Annotated in this window: 21 protein-coding genes; 9 read left to right on the forward strand and 12 right to left on the reverse strand. The window is 75.2% G+C overall.

What is annotated here, in order from left to right; translation table 11 throughout:
* Window positions 1-45: 45 nt before the first annotated feature.
* Window positions 46-438, reverse strand: a complete 393-nt coding sequence (locus ACFWUQ_RS20400; protein ID WP_384539752.1) for a hypothetical protein — start codon at window positions 436-438, stop codon at window positions 46-48.
* Between the two features lie 337 nt (window positions 439-775).
* Between ACFWUQ_RS20400 and ACFWUQ_RS20405 the strand changes: the two genes are divergently transcribed.
* Entirely contained in the window at window positions 776-1,588 is an 813-nt protein-coding gene (locus tag ACFWUQ_RS20405; RefSeq protein WP_384539754.1) for a GNAT family N-acetyltransferase, read from the forward strand.
* 135 nt (window positions 1,589-1,723) lie between these two features.
* A complete protein-coding gene (locus tag ACFWUQ_RS20410; protein ID WP_384539756.1) occupies window positions 1,724-2,023 on the forward strand; it encodes a WhiB family transcriptional regulator in 300 nt (99 codons plus the stop codon).
* Between the two features lie 69 nt (window positions 2,024-2,092).
* Here the strand turns inward: ACFWUQ_RS20410 and ACFWUQ_RS20415 are convergent, their stop codons facing one another.
* Window positions 2,093-2,548, reverse strand: a complete 456-nt coding sequence (locus ACFWUQ_RS20415) for an Lrp/AsnC family transcriptional regulator (RefSeq protein ID WP_030027017.1) — start codon at window positions 2,546-2,548, stop codon at window positions 2,093-2,095.
* 16 nt (window positions 2,549-2,564) lie between these two features.
* Window positions 2,565-4,049: an amino acid permease gene (locus tag ACFWUQ_RS20420; protein WP_384539759.1), complete on the reverse strand. Its 1,485-nt coding sequence runs from the start codon at window positions 4,047-4,049 to the stop codon at window positions 2,565-2,567.
* A 434-nt stretch (window positions 4,050-4,483) separates the two neighbouring features.
* Here ACFWUQ_RS20420 and ACFWUQ_RS20425 point away from each other — a divergent pair, with 434 nt between their 5' ends.
* From ACFWUQ_RS20425 to ACFWUQ_RS20450, 6 genes are all read left to right on the forward strand, one after another.
* A complete protein-coding gene (locus ACFWUQ_RS20425) occupies window positions 4,484-5,494 on the forward strand; it encodes a GDSL-type esterase/lipase family protein (protein ID WP_384539762.1) in 1,011 nt (336 codons plus the stop codon).
* 117 nt (window positions 5,495-5,611) lie between these two features.
* On the forward strand, window positions 5,612-6,601 hold the full coding sequence (locus tag ACFWUQ_RS20430) for an SCO0930 family lipoprotein (RefSeq protein WP_384539795.1): 990 nt from the start codon (window positions 5,612-5,614) through the stop codon (window positions 6,599-6,601).
* 200 nt (window positions 6,602-6,801) lie between these two features.
* Window positions 6,802-7,683 (forward strand): LytTR family transcriptional regulator DNA-binding domain-containing protein, encoded by an 882-nt coding sequence (locus ACFWUQ_RS20435; protein ID WP_384539764.1) that lies wholly within the window; start codon window positions 6,802-6,804, stop codon window positions 7,681-7,683.
* 260 nt (window positions 7,684-7,943) lie between these two features.
* Window positions 7,944-8,219, forward strand: coding sequence for a hypothetical protein (locus tag ACFWUQ_RS20440; protein ID WP_384539767.1), 276 nt, complete (start codon window positions 7,944-7,946; stop codon window positions 8,217-8,219).
* A gap of 157 nt (window positions 8,220-8,376) precedes the next feature.
* The gene (locus ACFWUQ_RS20445; protein WP_384539768.1) at window positions 8,377-10,107 is read left to right on the forward strand and encodes a cation acetate symporter; all 1,731 of its coding nucleotides are present in this window, start codon (window positions 8,377-8,379) and stop codon (window positions 10,105-10,107) included.
* Between the two features lie 17 nt (window positions 10,108-10,124).
* Entirely contained in the window at window positions 10,125-11,348 is a 1,224-nt protein-coding gene (locus tag ACFWUQ_RS20450) for a sensor histidine kinase (RefSeq protein ID WP_384539798.1), read from the forward strand.
* Window positions 11,349-11,461: 113 nt separating this feature from the next.
* On the opposite strand, the gene ACFWUQ_RS20455 is transcribed toward ACFWUQ_RS20450, so the two are convergent.
* The 8 genes from ACFWUQ_RS20455 to fmt all read right to left on the reverse strand — a co-directional run bounded on the left by ACFWUQ_RS20455 (window position 11,462) and on the right by fmt (window position 18,893).
* The gene (locus tag ACFWUQ_RS20455; RefSeq protein ID WP_384539801.1) at window positions 11,462-12,925 is read right to left on the reverse strand and encodes a GuaB1 family IMP dehydrogenase-related protein; all 1,464 of its coding nucleotides are present in this window, start codon (window positions 12,923-12,925) and stop codon (window positions 11,462-11,464) included.
* A 125-nt stretch (window positions 12,926-13,050) separates the two neighbouring features.
* Window positions 13,051-13,467, reverse strand: coding sequence for a barstar family protein (locus ACFWUQ_RS20460; RefSeq protein WP_384539771.1), 417 nt, complete (start codon window positions 13,465-13,467; stop codon window positions 13,051-13,053).
* Window positions 13,464-13,949 carry a ribonuclease domain-containing protein gene (locus ACFWUQ_RS20465; RefSeq protein WP_384539774.1) on the reverse strand — a complete coding sequence of 162 codons (486 nt, stop codon included), beginning with the start codon at window positions 13,947-13,949 and terminating at the stop codon, window positions 13,464-13,466. The genes ACFWUQ_RS20460 and ACFWUQ_RS20465 overlap by 4 nt, the downstream gene beginning before the upstream one ends.
* Window positions 13,950-13,999: 50 nt before the next feature.
* Window positions 14,000-14,221 (reverse strand): CarD family transcriptional regulator, encoded by a 222-nt coding sequence (locus ACFWUQ_RS20470; RefSeq protein WP_384539777.1) that lies wholly within the window; start codon window positions 14,219-14,221, stop codon window positions 14,000-14,002.
* 115 nt (window positions 14,222-14,336) lie between these two features.
* Complete coding sequence (locus ACFWUQ_RS20475) at window positions 14,337-15,383, reverse strand: sugar-binding transcriptional regulator (protein WP_384539779.1); 1,047 nt, start codon at window positions 15,381-15,383, stop codon at window positions 14,337-14,339.
* A 91-nt stretch (window positions 15,384-15,474) separates the two neighbouring features.
* Window positions 15,475-16,161, reverse strand: coding sequence for a ribulose-phosphate 3-epimerase (gene rpe / locus ACFWUQ_RS20480; protein WP_384539781.1), 687 nt, complete (start codon window positions 16,159-16,161; stop codon window positions 15,475-15,477).
* 169 nt (window positions 16,162-16,330) lie between these two features.
* Window positions 16,331-17,809: an RsmB/NOP family class I SAM-dependent RNA methyltransferase gene (locus tag ACFWUQ_RS20485; protein WP_384539784.1), complete on the reverse strand. Its 1,479-nt coding sequence runs from the start codon at window positions 17,807-17,809 to the stop codon at window positions 16,331-16,333.
* A gap of 139 nt (window positions 17,810-17,948) precedes the next feature.
* Entirely contained in the window at window positions 17,949-18,893 is a 945-nt protein-coding gene (gene fmt / locus ACFWUQ_RS20490) for a methionyl-tRNA formyltransferase (protein WP_384539787.1), read from the reverse strand.
* 295 nt (window positions 18,894-19,188) lie between these two features.
* Here fmt and ACFWUQ_RS20495 point away from each other — a divergent pair, with 295 nt between their 5' ends.
* Window positions 19,189-19,713: a hypothetical protein gene (locus tag ACFWUQ_RS20495; protein ID WP_384539789.1), complete on the forward strand. Its 525-nt coding sequence runs from the start codon at window positions 19,189-19,191 to the stop codon at window positions 19,711-19,713.
* Window positions 19,714-19,914: 201 nt separating this feature from the next.
* Here ACFWUQ_RS20495 and ACFWUQ_RS20500 read toward each other — a convergent pair whose 3' ends face one another.
* The gene (locus ACFWUQ_RS20500; RefSeq protein ID WP_384539803.1) at window positions 19,915-21,972 is read right to left on the reverse strand and encodes a primosomal protein N'; all 2,058 of its coding nucleotides are present in this window, start codon (window positions 21,970-21,972) and stop codon (window positions 19,915-19,917) included.
* Window positions 21,973-22,196 lie beyond the last annotated feature (224 nt).

Genomic DNA, 22,196 nt, shown 5'->3' on the forward strand with positions numbered 1-22,196 from the left:
GCGGTGCCCCGCCGAGAGCCGTGCGCGCCCCTTGCGGCCGGTCTCCTACGGGCCCGCGCGGAAGGCCGGGTCCGCGCCCAGGACGCGGAGGTCTTCGAGGATGTCGGGGGTGTGGTGGGTGACGATCCGGCCGCTCCACGTGTCGCAGAGGGCGGGGACCGTCAGCGTCCCCTCGAAGTGGTGCCCGGCGGCCTCGTAGGCCCGGCGCAGGGCCGCGTACCCGGGGGTGTCGAGGGCGTCGGGGGCCTCGCCGAGGACGGTGGTGGCGACGGAGCCCTCCAGCCCCAGGAGGGCCAGGGCGCCGCGGACCGCGTCCGAGCGGGGACAGCCGGAGCGGAGGTAGAGGCGGTAGCGGTGCGGGACCGGGGAGAAGCCGGTGCCGATGCGGCCGCGCGGGGCGGGGGCGGGACCGGTGCGGGGCAGGACGGAGCGCGACATGACTCTCCAGGGCGGTGGCGGAGGGGCGGGGGCAGGGAGCGGCGGAGGTTCAGCCGCGCGCGCCGTATGCGCTGCACACCCGCAGCAGGTCGATGTGCAGGCGCCGGGTCAGCCACCAGCGGCGGAGGCTGTGCGCCCTCGCGTCCGACGTCGTGGCCGTGTGCACCCTCGCCCGCCCCTCGTCCCGTCCTCCGCGGCCCGCCCGGCGGTCGTTACGCTTCCCCTGGGGGACGCCGTCCCGCCGACGGTACCCCGCAGTCTCGCGGCGGCGCCCGGGACCGTCAAGGACGCGGTCGCCGGCGACGGCGCCGTCGCACCGACCGAAGGAGCCCCGCACATGGCCCTCCCGACCGGCGCGGCCGCGGGCATCGGCTCCGGAACCGGCCCCGAGACCGGCCGCACCGCCGAGACCGGCCCCCACCCCGAGACCGGCCGCACCGCCGAGACCGGCCCCGATCCCGACGCCGAGGTGCTCGACAACCCCGTGTGGGCGGCGCTCACGGGCCCGCACCGCGGTGTCGCCGAGTACGGTCCCGCCGGCCTGGCCGCCCGCTACCGCGCCGACACGACCCCTTTCGCGGCGCTCGCCGACCCGGCGGATCCCCGCGCCTGGGCGGATCTGGCCGCGCTGGCCGGGCCCGGGGAGGGGGTCTTCGTCACGGGGCTGCTGACTCCCCCGCCGGGGTGGGAGACCGTGCTGACCATCCCGGGCGTACAGCTGGACGGCCGGGCGGTACGGGCCGAGGCGGCGCCGGAGGCGGTGCTGCTGGGAGCGGCCGACGTACCGCAGATGCTGGAGCTGGTCGGGCTGACCCGGCCGGGGCCGTTCCTGGACCGGACGGTCGAACTGGGCACGTACCTCGGCGTACGCCACGGGGGCCGGCTGGTGGCGATGGCGGGTGAGCGGATGCGGCCGACGGGCTGGTCGGAGATCAGCGCGGTGTGCACGCACCCGGAGTACCGGGGCCGGGGGCTGGCCGCACGGCTGGTCGGCGCGGTCGCGGCGGCGGTGCGCGAGCGCGGGGACAGCCCGTTCCTGCACGCGGCGGCGGACAACACCGGGGCGCTCCGGCTGTACGCGGCGATGGGGTTCACGCTGCGCCGCCGCCCGCTCTTCCTCGGCCTGCGCACCCCGCCGGCGGCCGGCTGACCCCGCCCGCACGGCGCCGGGCCCCGCCGGCACGGACCCCGCCGACCCCGCCGGCGCGGCCGGCCGGCGCCGCCGCGCGGGTTTCAGGCAACGGTCAGCGGTCACACGGGGGTAAACCCTAGAGAGGAGACCGCGATGAACGATGTCGCACGCCTGCCCGGTGCCACGCACGAGTTCTGGCAGTGGCAGTCCCGCGCGGCCTGCCGGGACCTGGGTTCCGGCCGGTTCTTCCACCCCGTCGGCGAGCGGGGCGGGGACCGGGAGGAGCGGGACGCCGCCGCGAAGCGGGTCTGCGCCGCCTGCCCGGTGCGCACGGCCTGCCTGGAGCACGCACTGCGCACCCGGGAGCCGTTCGGCGTCTGGGGCGGCACCACCGAGGAGGAGCGCCGCGCCCTGCTGTCCCCGCTGGCCACCGGCGCCCGCGCGAGCGCCTGACCCCGGGATCTCCCCCCGCGGCGGCCCCGTACCGCGGCCGGCCGCCCTCCGGGCCACCGCCCGGGACGGTCAGGCCGGTGCGCCCGAGGTGAAGCGGCGCAGCAGCGGGGAGAGCACTAGGACGGACTTGGTGCGTTCCACGAAGGGCTCCCCCGCGATCCGCTCCAGCACCCGCTCGAAATGGCGCATGTCGGAGGCGAAGATCTGGACGAGGGCGTCCGCGTCGCCGGTGACGGTCGACGCGGACACCACCTCGGGGTAGCGCTCCAGTCCCCGCCGGATGTCGTCCGGCGAGGTGTTGTGGCGGCAGTAGATCTCGATGAAGCCCTCGGTCTCCCAGCCCATCGCGGCGGGGTCGACCCGGACGGTGAAGCCGGTGATGGCGCCCTCGGCGCGCAGCCGGTCGACCCGCCGCTTCACTGCGGGGGCGGAGAGCCCGACCTCGGAGCCGATGTCCGCGTAGGAGCGGCGGGCGTCCTCGGCGAGGGCGTGCACGATGCGTTCGTCGAGATCGTTCAGTCGCACGGGGGGTGAATCACTTCTATTCAGCGGCCTCCGCGGCCGAGGCGGCCACGACGGCCACAGTGGCCAGGCTGGAGCGGCGCATGCCGTAGAAGAAGTAGATCACGAGCCCGACCGCCATCCAGCCACCGAAGACGATCCACGTCGCCAGGGGCAGCTCCGTCATCAGGTACGCGCAGAACAGGAAGCCCAGGATCGGGGTGACCGGGAAGAGCGCGACCTTGAAGGTGCGGTTCATGTCGGGGCGGGTGAAGCGCAGGATGACAACGGCCACGTTGACCAGCCCGAAGGCGAAGAGCGTGCCGATGCTGGTGGCGTTGGCCAGCTCGCCGAGCGGGATGAAGGCGGCCAGGAGGCCGCAGAAGAGGCAGACGATGACCGTGTTGACCTTCGGCGTGCCGGTCTTCGGGTCGACCTTCGCGAAGGCCTTCGGCATCAGTCCGTCGCGGGACATGGCGAAGAGGATGCGGGTCTGTCCGTAGAGCACGGCGAAGACGACGCTGGCGATGGCGACGACCGCGCCGGCGGCGAGGACGACGCTCCAGAAGGAGTGCCCGGTGACGTTCTCCATGATCTGCGCCAGAGCGGCCTCGCTGCCCTCGAAGTCCTGCCACGGCATCGCGCCGACGGCGACCAGCGCGACCAGGCAGTAGAGGGCGGTGACGATCAGCAGCGAGAGCATGATCGCGCGGGGCAGGTCCTTCTTCGGGTTCTTGGCTTCCTCACCTGCGGTGGAGGCCGCGTCGAAGCCGATGTACGAGAAGAAGAGCATGGCGGCGGCGGTGCTGATCGCGGTCACGCCGAGCGGGGCCAGCGGGGTGTAGTTGCCGGCCTTGATGCCCATGAAGCCGATGACGCAGAAGAGCACCAGCGTGACGATCTTGATGCCGACCATGATCGAGTTGATCCGGGCGCTCTCCTTGGCGCCGCGCATCAGGAAGACCATGCACAGCAGGACGACGACCAGGGCCGGCATGTTGATGTAGCCGCCCTCGCCCAGCGGGGCGGAGAAGCCCTCGGGGATGGTGAAGCCGAGGGTGCCGTCGAGCAGCTCGTTGAGGTACTGGCCCCAGCCGACGGCGACGGCCGCGACCGAGACGCCGTACTCCAGCACCAGGCACCAGCCGCAGATCCAGGCGACGAGCTCGCCCATCGTGGCGTAGGCGTAGGAGTAGGAGGAGCCCGAGACCGGGATGGAGCCCGCCAGCTCGGCGTAGGACAGCGCCGAGAACAGCGCGGTCAGGCCGGCGACGATGAAGGCTATCCAGACGGCCGGGCCCGCGATCGGGGTCGCCTCGCCGAGCACGACGAAGATGCCGGTGCCCAGGGTCGCTCCGATGCTGAGCATGGTCAGCTGCCACATGGTGAGCGAGCGCTTGAGGGCGCCGCCCTCACCCTGACCGCCCTCGGCGACCAGCTGCTCGACCGGCTTGCGGCGCAGCAGCGGGTGGGCGGGCTTGCGGGACTCGGGAGCGAGCGGTGGCGCCTGGCCGTGGTCGAGCACGAGGAAACTCCTTGTCACTGCGGATCGGGGAGGCCGGGGACGAGGCATCGACCGCGACGGTCCGGAGCAGGACAGGGCCCGAAAGGGGGAGGGGCCTGAGCATGGGGGGACCGCCGAGCAGGCAGTCGCACCACTCCACGTACAGCGAGTGAGCCTACGAGCTGAGGGATACCGCCCGTAATGCACCATCCTTGCACATTGGCGCACGATCGTTGCGCGGATCTGTCCCGGATGGTCCTTTGTTGCGTACGGATGATCGATCGCTGCGCAGGGGCCCTTTCGACCCGTTCTTGACACCTCGTCAGATGTGTCGCACGGTGCGGTTTCGCACTCCTCGGCCTCCCTCCGCTCCCCCCGGGTTCCGCGGGGCAGACGCGGAGGGTGGAGGACGGGGCGGCGAGGCGTTCCCGTAGCCGACGAGCGGAGGCGAAAGAGTGAGCCGTGGCCCGGACGAGCGGTGGCAGGACCCCGCACCCTTCCTTCGGGGAGTGGCCTGGCTGGACCAGGGGCGCCCGGTGCGCGCCGATCCCGCGGACACCATGCGGCTGCCCTGGGACACCGGGGAGCGGGCCGGCCTGCCGATCGGCGTCCGGCTGGAGTTCACCGCCGGGACGGCGCACACGGTGGAGATCCGCTACCGGGCGACGGTGCCCGGGCCCACCGACGCCCTGCGCGACCTCGCGCACGGGTTCGCCCTGTGGGACCGGCACGGGGTGGTCGGCGAGGTGTTCACCGAGCCGTCGCCGGAGGCGGTGGTGCGGATCGGGCTTCGCGGCGGAAGCGGCCCCTTCACCGTCCACCCGCCCGAGAACCAGGCCCCGGTCATCCTGGGGCTGCGCGGCATCGGCGGGCCCCTCACCCCCGCGCCGCCCGCCCCGCGCTGGGTGGTGCACGGCGACTCCATCACCGAGGGATGGTGGTCCACCCGCCCCGCCCACGGCTGGCCGTCGGTCGCCGGACGGGCTCTGGGCTGGGACGCGGTCAACCTCGGCTACGCGGGCGCCGCGCGCGGGGAGCTGGCCACCGCGGAGCAGCTCGCGGGCCTGCCCGCCGACGTCCTCACCCTCGCCTTCGGCACCAACTGCTGGTCCCGGGTGCCCTTCTCCGCGCCCCTGCTGTACGAGACCACGCGCGCCTTCCTGGACCTGGTGCGCCAGGGGCACCCGCACACCCCGCTGCTGCTGGTCTCCCCCGTCCTGCGGCCCGACGCCGAGCGCACCCCGAACCGGCTCGGCGCCACCCTGGGCGCCCTGCGGGACGCGATGGAGCGTGCCGCCCGGGACCGGATCGCGGCCGGCGACGACCGGCTGGCCGTCCTCCCGGGGCTCGACCTGCTCGGACCCGAGCACCTGGCGGACGGGCTGCACCCGAACGACACCGGGCACCGGGTACTCGGCCTCGCTGTGGCCACGGCCCTCAGGCGGGCCGGGTTCGACGCGCGGTGAGTGAGACAGCCCACAGCCGCCGGGCTGAACAGGTCCCTCCCACCGCCGCGTGTCCTGAGCACAGTTGCCGGCGCCGAGGCGGCGGACCCGACAGACAGCACAGTGGGAGAGATCAAGATGGGCATGAAGCGCGGGACCACCCTTGCCGCGGCCGCGGTCGCCGTCGTCCTCGCGGCCACCGCCTGCGGACCGACCGGTGACAAGGCCGCCGGCACGGCCCAGCCGGCCGGCGCCGCCTCCGCCCAGGACGGCTACGGCGCTCCGGCGGCGGACGGCGCGGCTGTGGACGGCGCGGGAGCGGACGGCGCGGGAGCGGCGTCCGCCGGCCGGTTGGCGGTCACCGCCGACGAGAAGCTGGGCCCCGTCGTCACCGACAGCGCGGGCCTGACCCTGTACCGCTTCGACAAGGACACGGCCGACCCGTCCAAGTCGAACTGCGACGGGGACTGCGCCAAGACCTGGCCGGTGGTCGCGGCGGGCGACGCGACCGCCGCCGCCGGGATGGACCCGGCGCTGCTGGGCGAGGTGGTCCGCAGCGACGGAAGCAAGCAGCTGACCGTGGCGGGCTGGCCCGCGTACCGCTTCGCCAAGGACACCCGGGCGGGCGACGTCAACGGGCAGGGCGTCGGCGGCGTGTGGTTCGCCTTCGCTCCCGACGGCAAGAAGGCCGCGAAGCCGGCGGCCGGCGCCTCCGGCGGCGCGGGCGCCGCGGACACCCCGGACACCCCGGGCGCCGCGCAGGAGGCGCGGCCGGGCCTGTCGGTGGTCCAGGACCCGAAGCTCGGCGCGCACATCGTCGACGGGAAGGGCATGACCGTCTACCGCTTCAAGCCCGACACCGCCTGGCCGATGGTCTCCAAGTGCACGGGCGACTGCCTGGCCAAGTGGCCCGCGGTGGCGCCGGTGGACAAGGCGAACACCAAGGGCGTCACCGAGCGGAACTACCTCGTCCTGGACCGCCCCGACGGCACGAAGCAGCAGACCGTCGACTGCTGGCCGGTCTACACCTTCACGGGCGACAAGAATCCCGGCGACACCAACGGGCAGGGCGTCGGCGGCACCTGGTACGCCGTCGCGCCCGACGGCAAGCTCATCACCGCCGCGTAGCCCTCCTCCCCCGGCCGGGACCCCCGCCGCCGACGGCGGCGGTCCCGGCCGCCCCCCACCTCCGGACCGCGCGGCCCCCGACCTCCCCCACGGGGGCCGTGCGCCGGTCCGTTGGCGGCACCGCCGGGCCCGTTCCGTACCGCCGGGCCCGTTCCGCACCACCCGGCCGGTCCCTGGGTCCACGGCACTAAACTCGCCACATGCTGCGCGTACTGGCCGTCGACGACGAGAAGCCGCTCCTGGAGGAACTCCTCTACCTCCTGCGCTCCGACCCCCGCGTGCGCAGCGCGGAGGGCGCCTCGGACGCCACCGAAGCGCTGCGCCGGATCACGCGGGCGCTGGAGACCGGCCCGGACGGGGCGGACGGCATCGACGTGGTCTTCCTCGACATCCACATGGCCGGGCTGACCGGGCTGGACATCGCCCGGCTGCTGGCCGGGTTCGCACAGCCGCCGCTGATCGTGTTCGTCACCGCCCACGAGGGCTTCGCCGTACAGGCCTTCGACCTCAAGGCCGTGGACTACGTCCTCAAGCCCGTCCGCCCCGAGCGGCTGGCCGAGGCGGTCCGGCGGGCCTGCGCCCAGCTCGGCCGGGCCGCGGAACCGCCGCCCGGCGGCGGGGCCCCGTACACCCCCGCCCCGTACACCCTCGCCCCGCACACCCCCGCCGCGCCCGGCCCCGGGGCCGCCCGGCCCGCGCCGCGGCAGGCGCCGCGCACGACCGCCGAGACCGCCGCCGCCGAGCGCGGACCGGACCAGATCGCCGTCGAACTCGGCGGGGTCGTCCGCTTCGTGGCGATCGCCGACATCGCCTACGTCGAGGCCCAGGGCGACTACGCCCGGCTGCACACCGACGACGGCAGCCATCTCGTGCGCATCCCCCTGTCCACCCTGGAGGAGCGCTGGGCCGCGCGCGGCTTCGTCCGCATCCATCGCCGCCACCTGGTGGCGCTGGCCCGCATCGACGAGCTCCGGCTGGACGCGGGCACCACCAGTGTCCGGGTGGGCAGCGCGGAACTGCAGGTGAGCCGCCGGCACGCGCGCGACCTGCGCGACCTCCTGATGCGGCAGGCCACGGGCTGACCCCGGCGCGCATCCGCGGCCCGCGTCCCGGGTTGGCCCGCGGCCTCTTCCACGGCCGCTCCCCCGGGGCCCCGGGCGCGCACGCGCATCCTGCGCGCACGATCCGCCGCCCGACCGTCCGGCGTGAGCGGATGCCGTTCGTCGCGCGGGGCGTGGCGTACGGCGATCCGCCGGGCCCGTCGGCCGCACCGGCGGGGTGAACGGTCCGGAGCGGTCCCCGCCCGCGCGTATCGTTGATCTTCCCGCGCGGGAGGAGCGAGATGTCCGAGATCCAGGCACTGCTCGACGCCCTGACCGGACTGCCCCGCGACCGGCCCGCCGGCCCCGCCGAGGCCGAGGAGATGCTGGCGCGGCTGCGCAGCGCGGCCGCCCGCTGGGCGGACATCCTCTACGAGGCCCGCGAGGACGTGCGCGAGCAGGTGCCGCCGCGCGCGGAGGCGGCGCTGACGCTGGCCTTCCGGCGCGCCGAGGAGTCGTACGTGGAGCTGGAGATCGCCCTGCGCGACTGCGCCGACCACCGCGACCCGGCGCTCTGACCCGCCCCGCCCGCGCCCCGCGGCCGCCCGGCGGGCCCGGTCCGCACGGGCGGACGGCCGCCCGGCCACGGCCCCGGTACGGGGCCGAGCACCCCCTGTCGCCCGCTCGGGGGCGTGCATAGACTCCGGGCAGCCTCCCCTGCCGAAGGACCGCCCGGTGAACCAGACGTACGCGCTGACCGCGGTCACCGTCGTCGTCCTGGCCACGGTCCTGGTGGGCGGGCTGGGCCTGCGCATATCCCGGACCACCTCCGACTTCTACGTGGCCTCACGCACCGTGGGGCCCCGGCTGAACGCGGCGGCCGTGAGCGGCGAGTACCTCTCCGCCGCCTCCTTCCTCGGGGTGGCGGGGCTGGTGCTGCTCCAGGGGCCCGAGATGCTCTGGTACCCGGTGGGCTACACCGCCGGCTACCTGGTGCTGCTCGTCCTGGTGGCGGCCCCGCTGCGCCGCTCGGGCGCGTACACGCTGCCCGACTTCGCCGAGGCCCGGCTCCAGTCGCAGGCGGTGCGCCGGATCGCGGTGCTGTTCGTGGTCGGAGTGGGCTGGCTGTACCTGCTGCCCCAACTGCAGGGCGCGGGCCTGACGCTGGAGATCCTGACCGGGGCCCCGCGCTGGGTGGGCGGGGTCGTCGTCGCGTCCGTGGTCGGCGCGGCCGTCGCCGCCGGCGGGATGCGCAGCATCACCTTCGTGCAGGCGTTCCAGTACTGGTTGAAGCTCACCGCCCTGCTGGTGCCCGCCTTCTTCCTGGTCGCGGCCTGGACGGGGGACGGCGCGCCGCGGGCCCGCTTCGACGCACCGGCCGTCTTCCGCGAGCACACCTCGGTGACGCTCGCCGAGGACGTGCGGATGTCCCTGGACACCCCGCTGACCGTGACGGTCACCGGCCAGGTGGACGGACGCGCCCACGTGTCGGCGCCGCTGGCCCTCGCCGCCGGGGAGCACTCCGTCGGGGCCCGCACGCGGCTGGAGTTCGCTCCGGGCACGCCCGTCCCGCACAGCAGGGCCGAGGCCGGTCCGGGCGCGGCCGGCTGGTCCGAGCCGTTGTCCGGGGACCGGCCGGAGCACCGGCTGTACGCGACGTACGGGCTGATCCTGGCCACCTTCCTCGGCACGATGGGCCTCCCGCACGTCGCGGTGCGCTTCTACACCAGCCCGGACGGGCGGGCCGCGCGCCGCACCACGCTGGTGGTGCTCGGCCTGGTCGGCGCCTTCTACCTGCTGCCGCCGGTGTACGGGGCGCTGGGCCGGATCTACGCCCCCGAGCTGGCCCTCACCGGTGACGCGGACGCGGCGGTGCTGGTCCTGCCCGAGCGGATGCTGGGCGGGCTGCTCGGGGACCTGCTGGGCGCGCTGCTGGCCGGGGGCGCCTTCGCCGCGTTCCTGTCGACGGCCTCCGGACTGACGATGGCGGTGGCGGGGGTACTGCACCAGGACGTGCTGCCGACGCGCGGGCTGCGCAGCTTCCGCCCGGCGGTGCTGCTGGCGATCGCGGTGCCGCTGGCCGGGAGCGTGGCGGCCCGGGACGTGCCGGTGGCGGACGCGGTGGGGCTGGCGTTCGCGGTGTCGGCCTCGTCGTTCTGCCCGCTGCTGGTGCTGGGCATCTGGTGGCGCGGGCTGACCCCGCCGGGCGCGGTGGCCGGGCTGGTCGCGGGCGGCGGGGCGGCGCTGGGCGCGGCGCTGGTGACGCGGGCCGGGCTGCCCCCGGGGGGCTGGACGCACACGCTGCTGGCGTGGCCGGCCGCGTGGTCGGTGCCGCTCGGGTTCCTGACCATGGTGCTGGTGTCGCTGGGGACCCGCGGCCGGATCCCGGAGGGGACGGCCGCGATCCTGGCGCGCCTGCACCTGCCGGAGAGCGTGTCGCGCGAGCGGGCCGGGGGTGCGCGGTGAGCGCCCCGCCGCAGGGCCTGGAGGCCGTACTGGTGGCGGCGGGCGCGGTCCTGCTGCCGGCCGCGGGGTGGGCGGCGGGCCGGTGGCACGCCCGGCGCGGCGAGCGGGCGGCCGGGCTGGACCTCGGCACACCGGTGGAACGGGCCACCTTCCACACCCTGCACACGGCCTCGCTGGCCGCTCCCCCGCTGCGCGCCGGGCTGACCGAGGACGCCGCCCGCAAGGCCGCCCGGCGGTTGCGGTCGCTGCTGGGCACGGAGGCGCTGTGCCTCACCGACCGGGAGGCGGTCCTGGCCTGGGACGGGCCGGGGGCCGACCACCACGAGCGGCGGGCGATGGCCCGGGTGGCCCTGATGCTGGACTCGGGGCGCAGTCAGAGCGCGCGGACGGAGTGCGAGCGGCCGGACTGCCCGCTGAAGTGGGCGGTGGTGGCGCCGCTCACCGGTGAGGACGGGATGCTGGGCGCGCTCGTGGCGTACGGGTCGCGGGAGTCGGCGGTGCTGGTGCGGGCCGCGACGGAGGTCGCGCGGTGGGTGTCCGTGCAGTTGGAGCTGTCCGAGCTGGACCGCTCGCGGACCCGGTTGATGGAAGCGGAGATCAAGGCGCTGCGGGCGCAGATCTCCCCGCACTTCATCTTCAACTCCCTCGCCGCGATCGCCTCGTTCGTCCGGACCGATCCGGAGCGGGCCAGGGACCTGCTGCTGGAGTTCGCGGACTTCACCCGGTACTCCTTCCGGCGGCACGGCGACTTCACCACCCTCGCCGACGAGTTGCGCTCGATCGAGCAGTACCTGGCGTTGGCCGGGGCCCGGTTCGGGGACCGGTTGAAGGTGACCCTGCGGGTGGCGCCGGAGGTGCTGCCGGTGGCCCTGCCGTTCCTGTGCCTCCAGCCGCTGGTGGAGAACGCGGTCAAGCACGGGCTGGAGGACTCCACCGCGGAGTGCCGGATCACCATCACCGCGCGCGACGCCGGGTCGGAGGCGGTGATCACCGTGGAGGACAACGGCGTCGGGATGGATCCGGCGCTGCTGCGCCGCATCCTGGCCGGGGACCGGGCCGGCTCGTCCTCGGGCATCGGGCTGCCCAACGTCGACGAGCGGATCCGGCAGGTGTACGGGGACGCGTACGGGCCGGTGATCGAGACGGCGGTCGGGGCGGGCATGAAGGTCACCGTCCGCATCCCCAAGTACCGGGCGGGCGTCCACAGTTCGACACCCGGCGACCGCCGGCCCCGGCGCTGACGGGGCCGCCCCCGGCGTCCGGGGCGCGGCCCCGGGAACGCCCGCGGCCCCGGGAACGCCCCCCGGAGGGGGCGGGCCGGGGCCACGGGAAGGAGGGCGGGATCCGAGGGGGCCTAGCTCCAGCTGGCGTGCAGCGGCTTGCCCTCGGCGTAGCCGGCGGCGGACTGGATGCCCACCACGGACTTCTCCTCGAACTCCGCGAGGGAGCCCGCGCCGGCGTAGGTGCAGGAGGACCTGACGCCCGCGATGATGGAGTCGATGAGGTCCTCGACGCCCGGGCGGGCCGGGTCGAGGAACATCCGCGAGGTGGAGATGCCCTCTTCGAACAGCCCCTTGCGGGCGCGGTCGTAGGCGGACTCCTCGGAGGTGCGGTTGCGTACCGCGCGGGCCGAGGCCATCCCGAAGGACTCCTTGTACAGGCGGCCCTCGGCCGACTGCTGGAGGTCGCCCGGGGACTCGTAGGTACCGGCGAACCAGGAGCCGATCATCACGTTCGACGCACCGGCCGCGAGGGCCATGGCCACGTCGCGCGGGTGGCGGACGCCGCCGTCGGCCCACACGTGCTTGCCGTACTTCTTCGCCTCGGCCGCGCACTCCAGGACCGCGGAGAACTGCGGGCGGCCCACTCCGGTCATCATGCGGGTGGTGCACATGGCACCGGGGCCCACGCCGACCTTGATGATGTCCGCGCCGGCCTCGATGAGGTCCTTGACCCCCTCGGCGGCGACGATGTTGCCCGCCACGATCGGGACCTGCGGGTCCAGCGCGCGGACGGCCTTGATCGCGTTGATCATCGACTCCTGGTGGCCGTGCGCCGTGTCGATGACGAGCGTGTCCACGCCCGCGTCGAGCAGCTGCTTGGCCTTGGCCGCGAAGTCGCCGTTGATGCCGACGGCGGCCGCGATGCGCAGCTTGCCGTCGGCGTCGGTGGCCGGGGTGTACAGGGTCGCGCGCAGCGCGCCCTTGCGGGTGAGGATGCCGACGAGCCTGCCGTCCTTGTCGACGGCCGGGGCCAGCTTGCGGTGGCCGGCGTCGAGGTGGTTGAAGGCGTCGCGGGGGTCCATGTCGGCGTCGATGAGCAGCAGCTCCTTCGACATGACCTCGGAGAGCTGGGTGAAGCGGTCCACGCCGGCGAGGTCGTGGTCGGTGACGACGCCGACCGGTCGGTTCTCGCCGTCGACGACCACCCCGGCGCCGTGGGCGCGCTTGGGCAGCAGGGAGAGGGCGTCGGCGACGGTCTGGGTGGGCGCCAGCGTGATCGGGGTGTCGAGCACGAGGTGGCGGGTCTTCACCCAGGAGATCACGTCGGTGACGATCTCGATCGGGATGTCCTGCGGAATGACGACGATCCCGCCGCGACGGGCGACCGTCTCGGCCATCCGGCGGCCCGCGATGGCGGTCATGTTCGCCACGACGAGCGGAATGGTGGTGCCGGTGCCGTCGGGCGAGGAGAGGTCCACAGCCTGGCGGGAACCGACCGCTGAGCGGCTCGGCACCATGAACACATCGTCGTACGTGAGGTCGTACGGCGGCTTCAGGTCATTGAGGAAACGCACGTGCTGAACATCCCAGTCGATCGAAGGATCCTTCTGAATGGCTGACAGGGCAGCCGAGGAAACGCACGTACTTCATTCTCCCACGAGCGGGCGTTCACACCGCCCCGGCCGATCGTCCAGGACATACCGGGCCGCCTGGTCGCTTCCTACGGGACCCCGCTGCCGTGCCGTCGGGGCCCGCGCCCCGCGGCGCCGGCCAGTACGACCGCCAGCGGCGGCGCGGCGTCCGGCGCGGTGTCCGGCGCGGCCGCCCAGAAGTCGACGGCCTCCTCCAGGATCTCGACGAGCGTCCCCCACTCCCCGGGCCGCGCCCGGGCGAACTCCCGCCACGAGGTCACGGCGACCAGCCGCCCCCCGTCCGGCAGCCACGAGAGGTCCCGCAGCGCGTCCGCCAGCGCGTCCCAGTTCCCGCCGAACCACTCCGGGAGTCGCAGCGCGTCCCCGCACGCCCGCATCAGCTCTGCCTTGCCGCGTACGCCGTCGAGGTCCAGCCGCACGGTCGTCCAGCCCGCCTTCTCGGCGGCGTCGAGCGCGGGGGCGAGCGGCTGCGGTTCCAGGGTCATCGCAGGACCGCCTTGAAGGTCTCGTAGTGGTCGTCCGTGTAGAAGAACTCCCCGCCCCGGCCGGTCACGATGCGCCGGGCCCCGCGGTCCCGCTCCCCCGGCGTGCGCACGGTGAACTCGCGGTAGTAGCCGCGCTTCTGCGGGGGCAGGACCTTCTCGAAGTTCCCGAAGACCGTCCCGTCCTGCCGGTACGGGTACGGTCCGCCCGCGTCGATGAGCGCGAGCACGTCCCGGGCCTGGGGAGGCAGCGCCTCGGCCCGTACGGTGGCCAGCCCCCTCGCCCACCCGGGGGCGGCGCTGGGCGCGGCGCTGTGCCCGCGGCTCGGCGGGGCACCCGGCGGGTCACCGGAGCCGGCGGCGGTACTGGCGGCGGAAGGCGCGGGGGTCCCCCCGCCGCATCCCGCCGCACCGACCAGCGCGACACACAGGAACAGAGCCCCCAGCACATACAGCAACGATCGGGGCACGTTCCGAAAGATCATGCACCGATCGTGCCAAATATCCGATTCGCTCGCGAATCGTCAGATGGCCGTCAGAGAGCGGCCAGCTTGGTGTACGGGCTCAGGATTCGTTTCTGGACCGACCCGAAGTCGACGAGAACAGCGATTCCCTCCTCAATCCCGACGACACGGCCCAGACCGTGCTCGTCGTGAGAAACCCGGTCGCCGACGCTGAACTGCCGGAGCGGCGGTTCCACGGGGGCCTTGAACGGGCTGGACGGCAGATGGCGGCGAGGTACTGCGGACTTTGTCATTGGAACCAGTATGCGCCCAGCGGGCCTCCCCGCGGTCCGCCGTTCGGATCTCAATTCCGGCACCATCCGCGTGAGCGGCGCTCCGGGCCCCTCCGCCGGCCCCGTCCGGGGGCCGTCAGTCGTCCGGGTCGGCCCGGTCCAGGGCGGGCCGCAGGCCCGGCGCCGACTCGGTGAGCAGGTAGTCGGCCACCGCCGTGTCCGTGACCAGGCTGGTGACCAGGCCCGACCGCAGCACCGCCCCGATCGCCGAGGCCTTGCGCAGCCCGCCCGCGATCGCCACGACCTCGGGGATCCGGCGCAGCCGGTCGGCCTCGACCGTGATGCACCGCTCACCGAGGTCCCGGCCGACCCGCCGCCCCTCGGAGTCGAACAGGTGGGCGGACATCTCGGCCGCGACGCCGAGCGAGGCGTAGTGGGCCCGCTCCTCGTCCGTCAGCATGTCGTGGACGGTCGAGATGCCCGGCTCCCACGAGCCGATGGACACGGCGGCGACGGTCACCTTGTCGAAGTACTCGAAAGCGCGCGCGATCCCGGTCTGGCCGCGCAGCGCGGCCGCGGTCGCCGGGTCCGGCAGCAGCATCGGGGCGTAGATGGGGTGCGCGTCCCCGCCGGAGACCTGGGCGGCCCGCCGCACGGCCTCCACGGAGCCGCGCTCGGCGGTCCCCGCGTCGTACACGCCGGTCAGCTGCACGACGGTGCACGGCGGCAGCCGGTGCAGGGAGGCCGCCATGTGGATGGTCGAGCGCCCCCACGCCAGGCCCAGTACGTCGCCCTCGTTGACCAGCTCGCCCAGCAGGTCGGCGGCGACGGCGCCGAGGTTCTCCGGGTCCGGGGCGTCCTCGGTGGCGTCGGCGGGCGACTCCACGACGACCGCGTGCCGCAGGCCGTACCGGGCCCGGAGCGCGTCCGAGCGCTCCGCGTCCAGCTCGGCGGGCACCCGGATCTCGATACGTACGAGGTCGCGTTCGAGAGCGGTCTCCAACACCCGGGCCACCTTGAAGCGGCTCACGCCGAACTCCTCGGCGATCTGGATCTTGGACTTGCCCTCCAGGTAGAAGCGGCGCGCCATGGCAGCCGCCTGCACGAGCTCCGCGGGTCCCATCCGCAGGGCTGACCGTCCCGCCGACATTGCAGACACCGCGTTCTCCTCACTGCTGTTCACACTCTCGACTCGCCGTTCATCCTGTCAGATCCGGCGGCCGTTGATCAGCCTGGACAGCTCCCGTTCACCGAGCCGTCCGCCAACGCTCGGCTCAGTGGTCGCAGGCCCACGGCGCGGCGGCGATCGCCGCGCCCGCCCGTTCCCGCAGGGCGCGTACGGCGGCGGCCGGCTCGACCGCTCCGTAGACGGCGCTGCCCGCCACGAAGACGTCCGCGCCGGCCTCGGCGCAGCGCTCGATGGTCGAGGCCGAGACCCCGCCGTCGACCTGCAGCCAGAGCTCCAGTCCGTGCTTGGCGATCAGCTCGCGGGTGCGGCGGATCTTGGGCAGCATGATGTCGAGGAAGGGCTGGCCGCCGAAGCCCGGCTCGACCGTCATGATCAGCACCATGTCGAGCTCGGGGAGGATGTCCTCGTACTGCTCGATCGGGGTGGCGGGCTTGAGCGCCATCGACGCGCGGGCGCCCTTGGCCCGGATCTCGCGCGCGAGTCGCACGGGCGCGGCCGCCGCCTCGGCGTGGAAGGTGACGGAGCCGGCGCCGGCCTCCACGTACTGCGGGGCCCAGCGGTCCGGGTCCTCGATCATCAGGTGGAGGTCCAGCGGAATGTCCGTGGCCCGGCTCAGCGACTCCACGATCGGCATGCCGAGGGTGAGGTTCGGGACGAAGTGGTTGTCCATCACGTCCACGTGCAGCCAGTCGGCCCCCTCGACGGCCTTCGCCTCCTCGGCGAGACGGGCGAAGTCGGCGGACAGGATGCTGGGGTAAATCTGAGCGGCCATGCACCCAAGACTGCCATGCCCCCGGCCGGTTCCGGCCACGACCCCGTAACTGGCCGCACTCACAGCGGCGCTCGGACATCCGCGGGGGCGGCCCGCCCGTCCGCGACCGGAGCGGGTCCGCGCCCGGCCCCGCGCACGGCTCCCGCGCGGGCGCGGGAGCCGGGGGCGGTCAGGCCGTGCGGCGCAGCAGCGCCAGGTACATCGCGTCCGTCCCGTGCAGGTGCGGCCACAGCTGCACGTCGGGGCCGTCGCCGAGGCCCGGTACGCCGCCCAGGTACGGCCGGGCGTCGATCAGCTCGGCGGCGACCGGCTCGGCGCCGGCGCCGCGGCCCTTGAGCACGTCCTCCACCACGACGCGGGTCTCCGCCAGGTGCGGGGAACAGGTGGCGTAGCCCACGACCCCGCCCACCCGCACGGCCGCCAGCGCCTCCCGCAGCAGCCCCCGCTGGAGCGGCCCGAAGCCCTCCAGGTCCTCGGGACGGCGGCGCCAGCGCGCTTCCGGGCGGCGGCGCAGCGCGCCGAGGCCGGTGCACGGGACGTCCACCAGCACGCGGTCGAAGGAGCCCGGCAGCCACGGCGGCCGGGTGCCGTCCGCCGCGATGACCTGGTACGGGCCCGGGTTGCCGGCCAGCGCCTTCGCCACGAGCCGCGCCCGGTGCGGCTGCTTCTCGGAGGCCAGCAGGAACGCCCCGCGCTGCGCCGCGAGCGCGGCGAGCAGCGCCGCCTTGCCGCCGGGTCCGGCGCAGCCGTCGAGCCAGCGCTCGTCGCGGCCCTCGACCGGCGCGGCCGCCAGGGCCATGGCCACCAGCTGGCTGCCCTCGTCCTGCACTCCGGCGCGGCCCTCGCGGACCGCCTCCAGTGCTCCGGGCTCGCCGCCCTCGGCCATCCGGACGGCGTACGGCGACCAGCGCCCCGGCAGCGCCGAGTCCTCGCCGACCGCTTCCAGGAGCTCCTGCGTCGTCGCGCGGCCGGGGCGCGCGACCAGGGTGACCTCGGGCCTCTCGTTGTCGGCCTCCAGCAGGTCCTCGATCCCGGCCCGGCCTCCGCCCAGGGAATCCCACAGCGCGCTGACGACCCAGCGCGGGTGCGAGTGGTAGATCGACAGGTGCGCCTCGGCGTCGTCCTCGTACGGCGGCGCGACCCGCTCCAGCCAGCCCTCCAGGTCGTGCGCGGCGATCTTGCGCAGCACGGCGTTGACGAACTTGGCGCGCCCGTCGCCGAGCACCACCCGGGCCAGCTCGACGGTCGCCGACACGGCCGCGTGCGTGGGGATGCGGGTACCGAGCAGCTGGTGCGCGCCGAGCGAGAGCACGTCCAGCACCGGCGGGTCCACCTCCCGCAGCGGGCGGTCGACGCACGCCTTGATGACCGCGTCGTAGGTGCCCTGGCGGCGGAGCGTCCCGTAGACCAGCTCCGTGGCCAGCGCCGCGTCCCGCGCCTGGAAGCTCTCGTCCTGGCGGGCCTTGCGCAGCAGCGGGGGCAGCACGAGGTTCGCGTAGGCGTCGCGCTCGTCCACCGCCCGCAGCACCTCGAAGGCCAGCATCCGCACGGGATCCTTCTGGGGCCGGCGGTAGGGCTTGGCCGGGCGGTTCTTGCCGCCACCGGCCGCGGCGGGACCGCGGCGGGGCTGACGGGGCTGTTCGCTCACGTGAAAGGTGCTCCGGGGTTACGAGTGGTGCGAGTGCTGAGGGTGGCGCGAGTGCTGAGAGGTGCGAGTGCTGAGGTGCGCGGGCGGCGGGTGGGACGGCCGCCGGTGGGCGCGGCGTGCGGCGCGCCCGACCGTACGGTCAGCCTACGTCGGTGCCGCCGAGCCGCTCGCCCGGAGCGATGCGCACGCCGCGCGCCCAGTCGGCGCCGCGCATCGGCTTCTTGCCCTGCGGCTGCACCCACAGCAGCTCCACGGCGTGCGAGCCGGTCCCGACGTACACGTTGTTCTTGGCCGGGGCGAGTGTGCCGGGCTCCAGCTCGGTGCGGTCGGGCACCGCCCCCACCGAGATCAGCTTGAGCCGCTCGCCGCGGAAGACCGTCCACGCGCCCGGGGCGGGAGTGCAGCCGCGCACCACGCGGTCGACGCGCATCGCGGGGGCCGCCCAGTCGATCCGGGCGTCCTCCACGGTGATCTTGGGGGCCAGCGAGATCCCGTCGACGGGCTGCTCCACGGCGCGCAGCGTGCCGTCCTCGATGCCGTCCATGGTGGCGGACAGCAGGCCGGCGCCGGCGAAGGCGAGCCTGGTGAGCAGGTCGCCACTGGTGTCGGTGGGCCGGATCTCCTCGGTCAGGATGCCGAAGACGGGCCCGGAGTCCAGGCCCTCCTCGATCCGGAAGGTGGAGGCGCCGGTGACCTCGTCGCCCGCCATGATCGAGTGCTGGACGGGCGCGGCCCCGCGCCACGCGGGCAGGAGCGAGAAGTGCAGGTTCACCCAGCCGTGCCGGGGGATCTCGATGGCGCTCTTGGGGATCAGCGCCCCGTAGGCGACGACCGGGCAGCAGTCCGGGTCGATCTCCCGCAGCCGGGCCTGGAAGTCGGGGTCGCGCGGCCGGGTGGGCTTGAGGACCTCGATCCCGGCCTCCTCGGCGCGCTCGGCGACCGGGCTCGCGACGAGCCGGCGGCCCCGGCCGGCCGGGGCGTCGGGCCGGGTGACGACGGCCGCGACCTCGTGCCGCCCGGAGGCGATGAGGGCGTCCAGGGCGGGCACGGCGACCTCGGGGGTGCCTGCGAAGACGAGCTTCACTGGGTCCTACCTCGCTATCTCGGCTGTCAGCAGCGCACCAGTCTATGGGGCGTGCGCGCCGGGGGGCACAGAGTCGCTCCAGCCTGGCCGACGGGCACCCTGTCACCGCGCCCACCAGCGGACCGAGGGGGCGTACGCACACACACGCGCCTCTCGCATATGCCGACACGCCCCCACAGCGTGACCTGGGCGCCAGGTGGCGCGTTGGTCAAAGGAGATTGACCAAGACGGGCCGCCCGTTGAACGGTGCCTGCGGCCCGATCCGCCCTTCAGAACCGGTTCGAGAGGCTTCTTCATGGCCGACCACGCCACCCACGACGCCCAAGCCCGGGCCAGCCTGCACCTGCTGGTGCGGGACATCGAGCGGGTTCGCCGTCAGGTGGATGCTCTGCGTACGCTCACCGCCCAGCTCGGCAACGTGTACCGCCCCCGCCGCTCCGGCCCCTCCACGGGCTTCGTCGTCTACGGCCGGGCGCCGGCGCCCACCGTCCGCCTCGCGCAGGAGCTGCGGGACAGCGTCGAGACGCTGGTCACCGCGGCGGTGGACTTCGACCGCTCGCTCGGTTTCTCGTGGGACGCCGTCGGTTCGGCGCTCGGCGTCACCAAGCAGGCCGTGCACCGGCGCTACGGTGCCCGCCGGGCGCAGGCCGCCGAGTCCGCCGAGCCGCCGGCCGAGGGCACGACCACCCGCACCCTGGGCCCCCTCCCCACCGTCCCGGCCGCCCGCTCGGTGCCCCCGCAGCCGGTGCGCGAGGAATCCCAGGCCGTGGCGGGCGCCGCCGCCCGCGCGTCGGCCTTCCCCGGACCGCGCAACGGCTGATCCGCCCGTCGCCGCCGGGTCGCCGACCCCCGACGGCCCCGGACCGCCCCGCCCGCGCCGCACCGACCCGCCCCCGTCGGGACGACCCCCACGGTCGCCCCGCCGGGGGCGCCCCGCGTCCGCACCCCTGCGCCGCCGTACTGCGTGCCCCGTACCTTCGCGCCCCGCCCCCACCGGCGGCCGGCGGGCGCTCCGCCGGCGTCAGCCGATGTCCAGCGGGTCGATGCGGACCCGCACCGCCTCCGCCGCCGGGACCCCGCGCGCCAGCCGGGCCGCCTGCGCCGCCTTGAGGGCGGCCGCCAGGGCCGCTCCGCTACCCGGGGGGACCCGGACCAGCGCCCGCTCCCCCGGGGACGGCTCCCCGCGCCGGCCGGGCAGCGGGACGGGGCCCAGGACCTCCGCGTCCGGCGGCAGCCCGGCAGCGGCCAGGAAGGCCTCCACGGCCTCCCCCCGGCCCGCCACCGCCGCCATCCGGGACACGGGCGGGAAGCCGAGCTCGGCCCGTTCCGCGAGCTCCCGTACGGCGTGGCCGACCGGATCCCACCGCACCAGCGCCTGCACGGGCCGCAGGGTCGGCTCCGCGACCACGACCACCTGCCCGTCGCCCCGCACCAGCGAGGCGGCTCCGATCCACCGCCGCAGCGCGTCCTCGCCGGCCCGCAGGTCGGGCCGGGTCAGCATCGCCCAGCCGTCCAGCAGCAGCGCGGCCGCGTACCCGGCGCCGGCGGCGACCGGCTCGGCCCCCGGGGTGCTCACCACGAGCGCGGGCCCGTCCGGTACCTCGTCCAGCACGTGGTCGCGCCCCGAGGTCCGAACGGGCACGGCCGGGAAGGCGCGCCCCAGTTCCTCGGCGGTCCGCCGCGCCCCCACCACCTGGGCCCGCAGCCGGAACGAGCCGCACTCCTCGCAGTGCCAGGACGGCTCCGCCCGCCCGCACCAGCCGCACCGCAGGTCCCGCTCGTCCGGGGCCTCCAGGGGCCCCGCGCAGGCGGTGCAACGGGCCGGTGTCCGGCACCGCTCGCAGGCCAGCCGGGGCACGTAGCCCCGGCGCGGCACCTGGACCAGGACGGGCCCGGTCCGCAGCCCCTCGCGGACGGTCTCCCACGCCAGGCTGGGCAGCCGCGCGGCCCGCGCCGCGCCGTCCCGGGCCAGCAGCTCGTCCCCGACCGTCCGGATCCGGGGCGCCCTGGCCCGTACCGTCGCGCGGTCGGCGACCAGCGGCCGGGCCCAGCCGGACTCCACCAGCTGGGCGGCCTCGACCGTGCAGCTCGTACTGCCCGCCAGGAATCCGCAGCCGTCGGTGACGGCGCGCAGCTCCAGCACCTCCCGCACGTGCGGGAAGGGCGCGTGGTCGTCGCTGTGGCTGGAGTCGCCGTCGTCCCAGATCGCCACCAGCCCGAGGTCCCGTACGGGCGCGAACATCGCGGCGCGGGTGCCGATGACGGCGCGCACCGAGCCCCGGTGGACGGCGAGCCACTGGCGGTAGCGCTTCTCGGGCCCGGACTCGGCGGTCAGCAGCGCGTGGCGGCCCTCGCCGAGCAGGGCGGTCAGGGCGGCGTCCACCCGGGCGGCGGTGCGTCCGTCGGGCAGTACGGCGAGGGCGCCCCGGCCGGAGGCGAGGGTCGCGGCCATGGCCCGGGCGAGCTCGTCGGCCCAGCCGGGGCCGGGCAATGCCGTCCACACGGCCCGCGGGGCGCCGCCGGCGGCGAGGGCCCGCAGGAAGGCCGGCCCCGCGCCGTACTGCTCCCAGCCGGCCGGCTCCGGCGCGGGGGGCGGGGGCAGCGGCTCGGGCGAGGGCTTGGCCTCGGCACGGGCGTTGCGCGGCGGCAGGGCCAGCTGGAGTACGTCGGCCAGGCTGCCGGCGTACCGGTCGGCGACGGCCCGGGCGAGGGCCAGCATGCCCGGGCCGAGGACCACCTCGGGCGAGACGACGTGCGCGAGGGCGGCGAGGGCGCCGTCGTAGTCCGACTCGGCGCGGCGCTCCACGATGAAGCCGTCGATGAGCCCGCCGCCCTCGCGGCGGCCGCCGTGCACCTGGTGGGAGCCCGCGCCGAAGCGGACCCGGACGCGGACGCCCGGCTGCGCGGCCGCGGAGAGCTCCTCGGGGACGGCGTAGTCCCAGAGCTGGTCGAGGTGGAGCACGCCCTTGTTGACGAGGATCCGCGCGACCGGCAGCTCCTCGGCCAGCGCGGCGCCGCGCCAGGTGCGCGGTTTCGCCTTGGGTGCCTTGGCCTTCGCCTCGGCCACCATCTCCCGCATCAGCGCGAGCTGCTCCGGCGGACCGCCGGGGCTCTCGCCCGCGGCCCGCTCACCGGAATCGTTCGTGCTGCTCACAGCAGCATTCTTACCAAACCCCACCGACAGCGGACGGCCCCGGACCACAGGGGGCGGGGCCGTCCACGACACACCACCCGAAGACGCACTCAGCGAGAGGGCTGAGAGAACGGCGGCCGCGCCCAGCGCGGCCACCCGGGGGGGGCGCG

Origin of the sequence: Streptomyces sp. NPDC058662 (genome assembly GCF_042716255.1) — a bacterium.
Classification (GTDB): Bacteria; Actinomycetota; Actinomycetes; order Streptomycetales; family Streptomycetaceae; genus Streptomyces.